This is a genomic window from Micromonospora sp. USAFONa4 (assembly GCF_057197825.1).
The window spans coordinates 6,271,844-6,286,524 of the sequence record NZ_CM170072.1; the positions used below are offsets into that span (position 1 = coordinate 6,271,844).

At 77.0% G+C, this 14,681-nt stretch carries 1 protein-coding gene; it reads left to right on the forward strand.

Annotated elements, in window-relative coordinates:
• Positions 1 to 39: 39 nt before the first annotated feature.
• The gene (locus AC0OO9_RS27230) at positions 40 to 14,652 is read left to right on the forward strand and encodes a type I polyketide synthase (protein WP_484513367.1); all 14,613 of its coding nucleotides are present in this window, start codon (positions 40 to 42) and stop codon (positions 14,650 to 14,652) included.
• The last annotated feature ends 29 nt before the right edge of the window (positions 14,653 to 14,681 follow it).

Here is a 14,681-nt window from a genome sequence, read left to right on the forward strand (position 1 = left end):
GCATGTCGCACACCTCGAACCCCGATACGGAGTGGCCCGATGCCCACTGAGGCAGAGTTCCTCGACTACCTCCGGCGTGCGACTGCCGACCTGCGCGACGCGCGTCGGCGGGTGCGCGAGGTGGAGGCCAAGGACCGCGAGCCGATGGCCGTCATCGGGATGGCGTGCCGGTTCCCGGGCGGCGTGTCCAGCCCGGCGGAGCTGTGGGACCTCGTCGACCGGGGCGGCGACGGGGTGGGCGACTTCCCGGCCGACCGGGGCTGGGACCTGGAGCGGCTCTTCCACGTCGACCCGGACAACCCGGGCACGTCGACAAGCAGCCAGGGTGGCTTCCTCTACGACGCGCCGCAGTTCGACCCGGGCTTCTTCGGCATCAGCCCCCGCGAGGCCCTGGCGATGGACCCCCACCAGCGGCTGCTGCTGGAGACCTCCTGGGAGGCGTTCGAGCACGCCGGCATCGACCCGCAGCGGCTGCGCGGCAGCCGGACCGGCGTCTTCGCCGGGGTCATGTACCACGACTACGCGTCACGGGTGCTGGACCTGCCCGACGGCGTCGAGGGCTACATCGGCACCGGCAACTCCGGCAGCGTGGTGTCCGGGCGGGTGGCGTACACCTTCGGGCTGGAGGGCCCGGCGGTCACGGTCGACACGGCGTGCTCGTCGTCGCTGGTCGCCGTGCACCTCGCGACGCAGGCGCTGCGCCAGCGCGACTGCGACTTCGCGCTCGCCGGCGGCGTGACGGTCATGTCCACCCCGGGCACCTTCGCCGACTTCTCCCGCCAGCGGGGCCTGGCCTCGGACGGCCGGTGCAAGTCGTTCGCCGCCGCCGCCGACGGCACCGGCTGGTCCGAGGGCGTCGGCGTGCTGCTGTTGCAGCGGCTCTCCGACGCCCGCCGTGACGGCCGGCGCATCCTCGCCGTGGTCCGGGGCAGCGCCGTCAACCAGGACGGCGCCAGCAGCGGGCTCACCGCCCCGAACGGCCCGTCGCAGGAGCGGGTGATCCGGCAGGCCCTCGCGAACGCCCGGCTGTCCCCGGCCGACGTCGACGTGGTCGAGGCGCACGGCACCGGCACCACCCTCGGCGACCCGATCGAGGCGCAGGCGCTGCTGGCCACGTACGGGCAGGACCGGGGCGAGGGCGGGCCGCTCTGGCTGGGCTCGGTCAAGTCGAACCTGGGCCACACCCAGGCCGCCGCGGGCGCCGCCGGACTGATCAAGATGATCGAGGCGATCCGGCACCGGACCATGCCCGCCACCCTGCACGTCGACGAGCCGTCCCCGCACATCGACTGGTCCGCCGGGCAGGTGTCGCTGCTGACCGAGGCACGCCCGTGGTCGGCCACCGACCGGCCGCGCCGGGCCGCCGTGTCGTCGTTCGGCATCAGCGGTACGAACGCGCACGTCATCCTGGAGGAGGCGCCCGTCGACGACGCCCCGGCCACGGACGAGGCACCGTCCGCCGCCGACGCGCCGGTGGCGCTCCCGCTCGCCCCGGTGTTCCTCTCCGCCCGTACGCCCGAGGCGCTCGCCGGGCAGGCCGGCCGCTGGGCCGACCACCTCGCCCGCGTCGACTCCCCGCGCCCGGTCGACGTCGCGGCCTCCTCGGTCAACCGCGCGGGGCTCGAACACCGCGCGGTGGTCCTGGCCGGCGACGCGGACGACCTGCTCGCCGGGCTGCGGGCCCTCGCCGCCGGCGAGCCGACCGGCGCCGTCACCACCGGCGCGTCGGCCCCGCGCGGCCGGGTGGCCTTCCTCTTCTCCGGCCAGGGCGCGCAGCGCGCCGGCATGGGGCGCGAGCTGTACGCGGCCTTCCCGGTCTTCGCCGCCGCCCTCGACGAGGCGTGCGGGCACCTCGACCCGCTGCTGCCGCGCCCCCTGCGCGAGGTGCTGTTCGCCGGGGCGGGCACGCCCGAGGCGGAGCTGCTGGACCAGACGGTCTTCACCCAGGCGGGGCTGTTCGCCGTCGAGGTGGCGCTGTTCCGGCTCGTCGAGTCGCTCGGTGTCGCGCCGGACCTGGTGGCCGGGCACTCCATCGGCGAGATCGCGGCGGCGCACGTGGCGGGCGTGCTCTCCCTGGCCGACGCGTGCGCGCTGGTCGCCGCTCGGGGCAGGCTCATGCAGGCCCTGCCGGCGGGCGGCGGCATGCTCGCCGTGGCGGCCGACGAGGCCGCAGTGGCCGCCTCCCTGGCGGGGCTGACCGGCCGGCTGGACGTGGCCGCCGTGAACGGCCCCGCCGCCGTGGTGGTGGCGGGCGACGTCGAGGCCCTCGACGAGGTGCAGCGGGTGTGGTCCGAGCGCGGCGTGCAGACCCGCCGGCTGCGGGTCAGCCACGCCTTCCACAGCGCCCGGATGGACCCGATGCTGGCCGAGTTCGCGGCCGTCGCCGAGGGGCTGACGTTCCGGCCGCCGACGATCCCGGTGGTGTCGAACCTGACCGGCCGCGTCGCGGACGCCGACCAGCTCTGCGACCCGGGCTACTGGGTGCGTCACGTACGCGGCACCGTGCGCTTCGCCGACGCCGTCGACTGCCTGCGCGCCGAGGAGGTCGACACCTACCTGGAGGTGGGGCCGAACGGCGTCCTGACCGCCATGGCCCAGAACTGCCTCGCCGAGCGGGCGGAGGACGACACCGCGCCCCTGCTGGCCCCGGTGTCGCGCCACGACCGGCCCGAGCCGCAGGCCCTCCTGGAGGCCCTCGCGCTGCTGCACGTGCACGGCGTGACCGTCGGCTGGGCCGACCTGCTCGACCGGGCCGGCGGCCGGCACCTGGACCTGCCGACGTACGCCTTCCAGCACCAGCGCTACTGGCTGGAGCCGGCGGGCCGGTGGACGGACGTCTCCGGGGCCGGCCTCGGCGCGGCCGGGCACCCGCTGCTCGGCGCGGCCGTCTCCGTGGCCGGCGAGGACATGGTGGTGCTGACCGGCCGCCTGTCCACGTCGACGCACGCGTGGCTCGCCGACCACGTCGTCTCCGGCGCGGTCATCGTGCCCGGCACCGCCCTGGTGGAGTTGGCCGTCCGGGCCGGCGATGAGGTGGGCGCGTCGCGGGTGCGGGAGCTGACCGTGGCCGCGCCGCTGGTGCTGCCGGAGGCCGGCGCGGTGCGGGTGCAGGTGCGCGTCGGCGCGGCCGACGAGGTCGGCACCCGGTCGGTGACCGTGCACTCCCAGCCGGAGGAGGCCGTCGACCCGGAGTGGATCCGGCACGCCGAGGGTGTGCTGGAGCCGGCGTCGGCCGACGAGCCGGGCCTGGGGGAGTGGCCGCCGGCCGGCGCGTCCGAGCTGGACGTGGCGGGCTGGTATCCGGCGCTTGCGGAGCACGGCCTGGTGTACGGGCCGGTGTTCCGGGGGCTGCGCCGGGTGTGGACGACCGGCGGCGACGAGGTGTTCGCCGAGGTGGCGTTGCCGGACGAGGTGGCGGGCGACGCGGCGGGATTCGGGGTGCACCCGGCGCTGCTGGACGCCGCCCTGCACCCGATCGGGCTGCTGCCGGGTGGCGAGGGTTCGGGCGGTGCGCGGGTGCCGTTCGCGTTCGAGGGTGTGCAGGTGCACGCCTCGGGTGCGCGGGTGCTGCGGGTGCGGCTGTCGCGTACGGGTTCGGCGGTGCGGCTGGTCGCGTGCGACGAGTCGGGCGCGGCCGTGGTGTCGGTGGACTCCCTCGCCCTGCGCGAGCTGACCGGGGTGTCGTCGTCCCCGGACGCGTCGTCCCGGTCGCTGTTCGAGGTCGCCTGGCAGGCCCAGGAGGTCACCCCGGCCGGGGACGTCTCCGGGTGGGCGCTGGTGGGCTCGCCCGCCGCCGCCGACGTGCCGGCGTTCGCCGACGTCGAAGCGGTGACCGCGTCCGCCGGGCCGTCGGGCGTGGCGCCGCGCCTGCTGCTGGTGCCGGCGGGCAGCCTGCGCCGATCCGACCACGCCGGGGCGGAGACCCTCCCGGTCCACGGCGAGGCGTACGACGAGGGTGCCGACCTGCCGGCGGACGCCGCCGACAACGACCCCGAGGCGGTACGCGCGGCGACCACGGCCGTGCTGGCGAGCGTCCGGTCCTGGCTGGCGGCGGACGCGCTGGCGGAGTCGCGGCTGGTGGTGGTGACCCGGGGCGCGGTGTCGGTGGGTGCCGAGGACCGGGTGACGGATCTGGGCGGTGCGGCGGTGTGGGGTCTGCTGCGGTCGGCGCAGTCGGAGCACCCGGGCCGCATCGTGCTGGCGGACGTCGACGGCGACGTGGACGCCGGGCTGTTGGGCGTGCTGGCCACGGTGGCCGACGAGCCGGTGGCGTTCGGTGGTCAGGTCGCGGTGCGTGCGGGTGGGGTGTTCGTGCCGCGTCTGGTGCGCGCGGTCGCTCCGGCGGCGGTGGAGACGCCGGTCGTGGGTGACGGTGCGGTGCTGGTGACCGGTGGTACGGGTGCGTTGGGTGCGCTGGTGGCGGAGCACCTGGTGTCGGTGCACGGGGTGCGGTCGCTGGTGCTGGTGTCGCGGCGCGGTCCGGAGGCTGCGGGCGCGGGTGAGTTGTCGGAGCGGTTGTCGGCGCTGGGCGCGTCGGTGCGGATTGCCGCGTGCGACGTGACGGACCGGGACCAGGTGTTCGCCCTGGTGGCCGAGGTCGGCGCCGGGGAACGCCTGGCGGGCGTGGTGCACACCGCTGGCGTCCTCGACGACGGGATCGTGGAGGGGCTGACGGCCGAGCGCCTCGCCGGAGTGTTGGCGCCCAAGGTGTCGGCCGGTTGGTTCCTGCACGAGGCGACGGCGTCGTTGGGCCTGGACCTGTTCGTGGTGTTTTCGTCGGTGGCGGGTGTGCTCGGTTCGCCGGGCCAGTCGGCGTACGCGGCGGGCAACGCCTTCCTCGACGCCCTGGCAACGTACCGGCGGCAGGCGGGTCTGCCGGCCGTCAGCCTGGCGTGGGGCATGTGGGACACCCCCGGCATGGGCGCGTCCCTCGACGAGGCGGACCGGGCGCGATCGACCCGGGGCGGCGTCACCGCGATGAGCGCCGAGACCGGGCTGCGGCTGTTCGACGCCGCCCTCACCACCGGCCGGCCGGCCCTGGTACCGGCCGTGATCGACCTGGCCGCCCTCCGGGCCGCGGCCGGCGCCGGCCCGGTGCCGCCGATGCTCCGTAACCTGGTCGGTACGACCACGACGCGCCGCCAGGCGGGACAGGGCACCACCTGGGCGACCCGCCTCAGCGGCCTCGCCGCCGACGAGGCGCGGGCCCAGATCGACGTGCTGGTACGCGGCCTCGTCGCGCAGGTGCTCGGGCACGGCGGCGCGGAGGCCGTGCCGGCCGACCGGGCGTTCCGGGAGCTGGGCTTCGACTCGCTGACCGCCGTCGACCTGCGCAACCGCGTCAACGCGGCCACCGGCCTCCGGCTGCCCTCGACGCTGGTGTTCGACTACCCGACGCCCCAGGCGCTCGCCGCCCACGTGCACGCCGAACTGGCCGGCGCCGCCGCCGGCACCGCCGCTCCGGGCGCGCGGACGACCACCCGGGTCGACGAGCCGCTCGCCATCGTCGGCATGGCCTGCCGCTACCCGGGCGGCGTCGAGACGCCCGACCAGTTGTGGGCGCTGCTGGCCGCCGGCGGGGAGGGGATCGGGGAGTTCCCCACCGACCGGGGCTGGGACCTGGACAGCCTGTTCGACCCCGACCCCGACCACCCCGGCACGTCGTACACGCGCCACGGCGGTTTCCTGTACGGCGCCGGCGAGTTCGACCCCGCGTTCTTCGGGATCTCGCCGCGCGAGGCCCTGGCGATGGACCCGCAGCAGCGGTTGCTGCTGGAGGCGTCGTGGGAGTCGTTCGAGTCGGCCGGGCTGGACCCGCAGCGGCTGCGGGGCAGCCGCACGGGTGTCTTCGCCGGCGTCATGTACCACGACTACGCGTCGCAGCTCATGGAGCTGGCCGGCGAGGTCGAGGGCTACGTCGGCACCGGCAACTCGGGCAGCGTGCTGTCCGGGCGGGTTGCCTACACGTTCGGCCTCGAAGGCCCGGCCGTCACCGTCGACACCGCCTGTTCCTCCAGCCTCGTCGCGCTGCACCTCGCCGCGCAGGCGTTGCGCTCCGGCGAGTGCGATCTGGCGCTGGCCGGTGGCGTGACGGTGATGGCCACGCCGGGGACGTTCATCGAGTTCTCCCGGCAGCGGGGCCTGTCGGCCGACGGCCGCTGCAAGTCGTTCGCCGCGTCGGCCGACGGCACGGGCTGGTCCGAGGGCGTGGGTGTCCTGCTCGTGCAGCGGCTCTCCGACGCCCAGCGGGAAGGCCGGCGCATCCACGCCGTGCTGCGGGGCACGGCCGTCAACCAGGACGGCGCGTCCAACGGCCTGACGGCCCCGAACGGCCCGTCACAGCAGCGGGTGATCCGGCAGGCCCTGGCGAACGCCCGCCTGACCCCGGCGGACGTGGACGCCGTCGAGGCGCACGGCACCGGCACGACCCTCGGCGACCCGATCGAGGCGCAGGCCCTGCTGGCGACGTACGGGCAGGAGCGTCCCGTCGACCGGCCGCTGTTGCTGGGGTCGGTGAAGTCGAACATCGGGCACACGCAGGCGGCTGCCGGTGTGGCTGGTGTGATCAAGATGGTCATGGCGATGCGCCACGGCCTCGTCCCGGCGACCCTGCACGTGGACGAGGCGTCGCCACACGTGGACTGGACGGCCGGGGCGGTGGCCCTCGCGACCGAGCCCACCCCGTGGCCGCAGGTCGGCCGGCCGCGTCGGGCGGCGGTGTCGTCGTTCGGCATCTCCGGCACCAACGCCCACGTGATCATCGAGCAGCCACCCGCCGAGCCGGTCGACGCACGCGCCGCCGACCGTCCGCGCGCCGGCGTCGTACCCCTGGTGCTCTCCGCCGTGGACGCCCCGGCGCTGCGCGAACAGGCGGCCCGGCTGGGCGCGCACCTCGCGGCGCACCCGGAGCTGGAACCGGCCGACGTCGCGCACGCCCTGGCGACCACCCGGGCCGTGTTCGGGCACCGCGCCGTCGTCCTCGGCCGCGACACCGTAGGCCTGACGCGGGCCCTGGAGTCGCTCCGCCTCGGCGAGGCCACCCCCGACACGCTCACCGGCACCGCGCTGCGCGGCGGCGACCCGGTCCTCGTCTTCCCCGGCCACGGCGACCCGTGGCCCGCCACGGCCGTCGAACTGCTGGACCGTTCGCCGGAGTTCGCCGCCGCGATCGCCGCCTGCGAGGCCGCCCTCGCACCCCACGTGGACTGGTCGCTCACCGCCGTGCTGCGCGGCGCGGACGGCGCCCCGCCCGCGACGGACCCCCGGGTGACGCACCCCGTCCGGTGGGCCGCGGCGGTCTCGCTGGCCCGCTGGTGGCGCTCGCTCGGCGTCCGGCCCGCCGCCGTGCTCGGGCACGCCCACGGCGAGATCGCGGCCGCCTGCGTGGCCGGCGCGCTGTCGCTGGAGGACGCGGCGAGGACGATCGCCCTCGGCAGCCGGGTCGACGCCGACCCGGACGCGCTGGCCGGGACCACCCTCGGGGCGGCCGAGGTGCCGCTGTACTCGGCCGCGACCGGCGGACGGGTCGACACCGACGGCCTCGACGCCGCCCGCTGGTACCGGGGGCTGGCCGACGGCGTCAACGTCGACCCGGTCGTGCGCGCCCTGCTCGACGAGGGCCACCAGGTCCTCGTCGAGGCCGCCACCGGGCCCGTGCTCGCCGCCCGGATGCGGGAGACCGCGCAGGCCGCCGACGCCGTCGTGGTGGCCGCCGCCGACACCGACACCGGCGCTTGGCCCCGGATGCTGACCGTCCTCGCCGGGCTGCACGTGCACGGCGTGCCCGTGGACTGGACGGCCGTCCTGGGCGCCCGCACCGGCCCGCCGGTGGAGCTGCCGACGTACGCCTTCCAGCGCCAGCGGTACTGGCCGCAGCCGCAGGTCACGACCGGCCCCGCCCCCGCCGGCCAGGACGAGGCGGACCGGCACTTCTGGGAGGCCGTGGAACGCGCCGACCCGCAGGCGCTGGCCGCCGCCATGCGGATCGACGAGACGGCGGCCCGATCCCTCGACCCCGCGCTGCCGCTGCTCTCCTCGTGGCGCCGACGCCGCCGCGACGAGTCCACCGTGGACTCGTGGCGCTACCGGGTGACCTGGAAGCCGGTGACCGTCGCGCCGGAGGCCACCCTGTCCGGCGCCTGGCTGCTGCTGGTGCCGGCGGACGGCGCCGCGCGCCCCCTGGCCGACGACGTCGCCCGGGCCCTCACCGAGGGCGGGGCCGAGGTCGTCCGGATCGACGTGCCGGAGACGGACCGGCAGGCGCTGGCCGAGCGGCTGGGGCGTACCGGCGCCGTCGCCGGCGTGCTCTCCCTGCTCGGCCTGGACGACGTCGCGCACCCGACCCACCCAGTGGTGCCGGCGGGCCTCGCCGGCACGTACGCCCTGGTCCAGGCCCTCGGCGACGCCGGTGTCACCGCTCCCCTGTGGTGCGCCACCACCGGCGCGGTCTCCACCGGCCGGGCCGATCCGCTCGACCGCCCCCGCCAGGCGATGCTCTGGGGCCTCGGCCGGGTGGTCGCCCTCGAACACCCGGACCGCTGGGGCGGCCTCGTCGACCTGCCCACCGAGCTGGACGCCCGGGACCGGGGCCGCCTCGTGGCGGTGCTGGCCGGCGTCGACGCCGAGGACCAGCTGGCGCTGCGCCCCTCCGGGGTGTTCGCCCGGCGACTGGTCCGGGCCCGCGCCGAGCGCACCGCGACGGGGGACTGGCGTCCCGCCAGCGGCGCCGTCCTGGTCACCGGCGGCCTCGGGTCGATCGGGGCCCAGGTGGCGCGCTGGCTGGCCCGCGAGGGCGCCGGCGAGCTCGTGCTGACCGGCCGCCAGGGCCCCGCCACGCCCGGCGCCGACGAGCTGGCGGACGAACTGCGCGCCGCCGGCGCCACCGTCACCGTGGCCGCCTGCGACGTCGCCGACCCCGCCGCCGTGCGGGCCCTCGTCGAGCGGCTCGCCGGGCAGGGCACCCGCATCGGGGCCGTGTTCCACACCGCCGGCGTCGCCCACGCCGCACCGGTCGCGGCCACCGACGTGGCCGGCCTCGCCGACGCCCTGCGGGCCAAGGTGGCCGGCGCGGTCAACCTCGACGAGGTGTGCGGCGACGAGCTGTCGGCGTTCGTGCTCTTCTCCTCCGGCGCGGGCGTCTGGGGCGGCGGGCACCAGGGCGGCTACGCCGCGGCCAACGCCTTCCTCGACGCGCTCGCCGAGGACCGGCGGCGGCGCGGCCGGGCCGCCACCGCCATCGCCTGGGGCGCCTGGGACGGCGGCGGCATGGTCGACGCCGAGGGCGCCGCCGACCAGATGTTCCGCTCGGGCGTCCGGGCCATGCGCCCCGACCTCGCGGTCGCCGTCCTGGCCGAGGCGCTCGACCACGGCGACACCACGCTCACCGTGGCGGACATCGCCTGGGACCGGTTCCTCCAGACCTACACGCTGGCCCGCCCCCGGCCGCTGATCGCCGACGTCCCCGAGGTGGCCCGGCTGCTCGCCGCCGGGCAGCGCGACGGCGACGCGCCCGACGCGGCCTCGCCGCTGCGCGGCCGGCTGGCCGGACTCGCCGCACCGGAGCGGCGCCGCGTCCTGCTCGACCTCGTACGGGTCCACGCGGCGGCGGTGCTGCGCCTGTCCTCGCCGCAGGCGTTGGCGGCGGACCGGTCGTTCCGGGAGATCGGCTTCGACTCGCTCAGCGCCGTCGAGATGCGCAACCGGCTCGCCGAGGCGGTCGGATTGAACCTGCCGGCGACCCTGGTCTTCGACCGCCCGACGCCCGACGCCCTCGCCGAGCACCTGGCGACCCGACTCACCGGCGACGACACCCCGGCGGCCGAGCCCGTGCGGGCCGCCGCCGCGCTGGACGAGCCGATCGCCATCGTCTCGATGAGCTGCCGCTACCCCGGCGGCGTCGCCGGCCCCGAGGACCTGTGGCGACTCGTCGCCGAGGGGCGCGACGGCATCGCGGAGTTCCCGGCCGACCGGGGCTGGGACCTGGCGGCCATCTACGACCCCGATCCCGACCGGCCCGGCACCTCGTACGTGCGGGAGGGCGGCTTCCTCACCGACGCCGCCGGCTTCGACGCCGCCCTGTTCGGCATCTCCCCGCGCGAGGCGATGGTGATGGACCCGCAGCAGCGGGTGCTGCTGGAGAGCGCCTGGGAGCTGTTCGAGCGGTCCGGCACCGCGCCGGCCGACATGCGGGAGACCAACACCGGCGTCTTCGTCGGCACCAACGGCCAGGACTACGCGACGCTGCTGATGGCCGCCCGGGTCGAGACCGAGGGCTACCAGGCCACCGGCAACGTCGCCGCCGTCATCAGCGGTCGGCTGGCGTACCACTTCGGGTTGCAGGGCCCCGCCGTCAGCGTCGACACCGCCTGCTCGTCGTCGCTGGTGGCGCTGCACCTGGCCTGCCAGTCCCTGCGGCAGGGCGAGTGCGACGTCGCCGTCGCCGGCGGCGTGACGGTGATGGCCACCCCCGGCCCGTTCCTGGAGTTCGCCCGGCAGCGGGGGCTGGCCCTCGACGGCCGGTGCAAGTCGTTCGCCGGGGCCGCCGACGGCACCGGCTGGGGCGAGGGCGTCGGCCTGGTGATGTTGCAGCGGCTCTCCGACGCCCAGCGCGACGGCCGCCGGATCCTCGCCGTCGTGCGCGGGTCGGCGATGAACCAGGACGGCGCCAGCAACGGACTGACCGCCCCCAACGGGCCCGCCCAGGAACGGGTGATCAGCCAGGCGCTGGCCAACGCGCGGCTGACCGCCGCCGACGTGGACGCCGTCGACGGGCACGGCACCGGCACCCGCCTTGGCGACCCCATCGAGGCGCAGGCGCTGCTGGCCACGTACGGGCGGGACCGGCCCGCCGACCGGCCGCTGCTGCTCGGCTCGGTCAAGTCGAACATCGGCCACACCCAGGCCGCCGCCGGCGTCTCCGGCGTGATCAAGATGGTGATGGCGCTCCAGCACGACCTGCTGCCGCCCACCCTGCACGTGGACGAGCCCTCGCCGCACGTGGACTGGTCGGCGGGCGCGGTCGCGCTGCTGACCGAGGCGCAGCCGTGGCCGGAGGCCGACCGGCCGCGCCGGGCCGGCGTGTCGTCGTTCGGGGTTAGCGGCACCAACGTGCACGTCATCCTCGAACAGGCGCCCGCCGCCGCGCCGGCCGACACCGGGACGCCCCGGCCGGCCGACGGACCGCCGGTGCTGCCCTGGGTCGTCTCGGCCGACACCGCCGGCAGCCTGCGCGCCCAAGCGGCCCGGCTGGCCGACTGGCTGCCGGGCACCGCGACGCCCGCCGCCGACGTGGCCCGGGGACTGGCCACCGGACGCTCCCCGCTGCGGCACCGCGCGGTGCTGCTCGCCGCGGACGCCGACGCGGCCCTCGCCGGCCTGCGGGCACTCGCCGCCGGCGAGGAGCACCCCGGACTCACCCGGGGCGTCGCCGAGCCCGGCGGCGCGCTGGCGGCGCTCTTCTCCGGCCAGGGCGCCCAGCACGCCGGGATGGGCCGTCGCCTGTACGAGACGTTCCCGGTCTTCGCCGCGACGGTCGACGAGGCGTGCCAGCACCTGGACGCGTACCTGCCGCGGCCGCTGCGCACGGTGCTCTTCGCCGAGCCCGGCACCGCCGAGGCCGACCTGCTCGACCAGACGGTCTTCACCCAGGCCGGGCTCTTCGCCGTCGAGGTGGCGCTGTTCCGGCTGCTCGAACACTGGGGGATCCGGCCCGACTTCGTGGCCGGGCACTCCGTCGGGGAGATCAGCGCGGCCCACGTGGCCGGGGTGCTCGACCTGCCCGACGCCTGCGCGCTCGTCGGCAACCGGGGCCGGCTGATGCAGGCCCTGCCCGCCGGCGGCGGGATGCTCGCCGTCGCCGCGCCCGAGGTCGACGTGCTGCGGGCGCTGGACGGCACGTCGGGACAGGTCGCCGTCGCCGCCGTGAACGGGCCGGCCGCCGTCGTCGTCGCCGGGGCGCAGGACGCGCTGACCGGGCTGGCCGACCACTTCGCCGGCCTCGGCGTGCGTACGAAGCGGCTGCGGGTCAGCCACGCCTTCCACAGCCCGCTGATGGAGCCGATGCTCGCCGACTTCGCGGCCGTGGCGGCGACCCTGTCGTACGCCCCGCCGACGGTGCCGCTGGTGTCGAACCTGACCGGCGCGGTCATCGACGCCGAGCAGCTCTGCACCCCCGACTACTGGGTCCGCCACGTCCGCGAGGCGGTCCGCTTCGCCGACACCGTCACCCACCTGCACGCCCACGGGGTGACCCGGTTCCTGGAGATCGGGCCGGACACCGTGCTGACCGCCCTGACCGCCGACGCGCTGCCGGCGGACGCCCCGGTCATGGTGACCGGCGTGCAGCGGCCCGGCCAGGACGAGGTGGCCACCCTGCTCGGCGCGGTGGCCCGGCTGCACTGCCACGGCGTGGCCGTCCGCTGGTCGCGGCTGCTGCCCGGCGCCGGCCCCGTGGACCTGCCCACGTACGCGTTCGACCACCAGCGGTTCTGGCCGACCCTCGACGCGGTGCCGGCGCACACCCCCGCCGCCGCGCCCGACGACGTCGACTCGGCGTTCTGGCGGGCCGTGGCGTCGGGCGACGGCGACGCGCTCGCCGGCCGGCTCGGCCTCGACGCGGACCGGCCGCTGCGCGAGCTGCTGCCGGACCTGGACCGGTGGCGGCGCCAGCAGCAGGAGGACACCCTCGCCGGCGGCTGGCGCTACCGGGTCACCTGGCGTCCGCAGGCCCTCGCCCCGGGCGCCGTCGACGGCACGTGGACCCTGGTCCACAGCGGCACGGACCAGCCGGTCGTCGACAGGCTCGCCGAGCTCGTCACCGCCCGGGGCGGCACGGTGCGGCAGCTCGCCGTCGACCCGGCCACGGCCGACCGCACGGCGCTCGCCGCGCAGCTGGCCGGCGCCGCGCCGACCCGGATCGTGTCGCTGCTCGCCCTCGACGAGCGACCGCAGCCCGACCACCCCGCCGTGCCGCTGGGCCTGACCGCGAACCTCGCCCTGGTGCAGGCGGTCACGGACGCCCTGCCCCCGGTGCCGCTGTGGCTGCTCACCCGGCAGGCCGTCGCCACCGCCGACGGCGACCCCGTCGCCCGCCCCGCCCAGGCCACCACGTGGGGCCTCGGCCTGGTGGCCGCGCTGGAACACCCCCGGCACTGGGGTGGGCTGCTGGACCTGCCCGAGACCCTGACCCCGGCCGCCGCCGAGCACGTCCTGGCGGCGCTCACCGCCGCCGGGCACGAGGACCAGCTCGCGGTGCGCGACTCCGGCACGTACCTGCGCCGGCTGGCCCGCGCACCCCGCGCCGAGGCGGCGGCCGACTGGCAGGCGCCGGGCACCGTCCTGGTCACCGGCGGCACCGGCGCCGTCGGCCGGTACGCCGCCGCCTGGCTCGCCCGGCACGGCGCGCGGCGACTGCTGCTGGTCAGCCGGCGCGGCACGGCGGCCCCCGGCGCGGACGAGGCGGTCGCGGAACTGGCCGCGCTTGGCGCCGAGGCCCGGGTGCTGGCCTGCGACCTGGCCGACCGGGACGCGGTCGCCGAGCTGGTCCGTGGCCTGCGCGCCGACGGCGAGACCGTGCACGCGGTGGTGCACGCCGCCGGGGTGGGCCGGCTCAACCCGGTCGCGGCGGTGACCGGGGCGGAACTCGCCGACGTCGTCTCCGGCAAGATCGCCGGCGCCCGGCACCTGGACGAGTTCCTCGACCCGGAGCCGCTCGACCTGGTCGTGCACTTCTCCTCCATCGCGGCCGTCTGGGGCGTCGGCGACCACGGCGCGTACGCCGCCGGCAACGCCTTCCTGGACGCCTGGGCGCAGTCCCGGCCGACCGGGGGTCCCCGGCACCTCTCGGTGAACTGGGGACCGTGGGCCGGCGGCGGCATGGTGACCGACGCGCACGCGGCGGCCATGAGCCGGCGCGGGGTGTCCCTGCTCGACCGGGAACCGGCGATGGCAGCCCTGCGCGCCGGCCTCGACGGCGACGACACCGCCCTCACCGTCGCCGACATCGACTGGGACCGCTTCGCGCCGGTGTTCGCCTCCGCCCGGCCCCGGCCGCTGATCAGCGAGATCGCCGAGGTGGCCGCCCAGGCCGCGGCGGCACGCGCCGACGCCGAGGACGGCGACCAGGTTGCCGGCGAGCTGCGCAAGCGGCTCGGCGAGCTGTCGCAGGCCGAACAGGCCCGGCTGCTGGTGGACCTCATCCGCACCGCCGCCGGCGAGGTCATCGGCCACGACAGCCCGTACGCCGTCGAGGCCGGCCGGCCCTTCCGGGACCTCGGCTTCGACTCGCTGACCGCCGTGGAGCTGCGGGGCCGGCTGGCCCGCTCGACGGGGCTGAGCCTGCCCAGCTCGGTGGTGTTCGACTACCCGACGCCGCAGGCGCTGGCCGAGCACCTGCGGGCCGAACTGCTCAGCGAGGCGTCGGTGGAGGCCCTGCCGACGCTGGCGGAGCTGGACCAGTTGGAGAGCGCCCTCGCGCTGCGCGACCCGGACGACATCGGCCGGGTGCGGATCACGATGCGCCTGCACAGCCTGCTCGAACGGCTCGGCACCGCCGAGGAACGCCGGGAGGAGACCGCCGAGGTCGCCGACCGGCTGCGGGTGGCCAGCAACCAGGAGCTGTTCGACCTCATCGACCAGGACCTCGGGCTCTCCTGAGCCGCCCGGGGACCTGTGGTGTCACGAGA

Coding starts and splice junctions, on each gene's coding strand:
- AC0OO9_RS27230 (WP_484513367.1), top strand. CDS start 40: ATGCCCACTGAGGCAGAGTTCCTCGACTACCTCCGGCGTGCGACTGCC.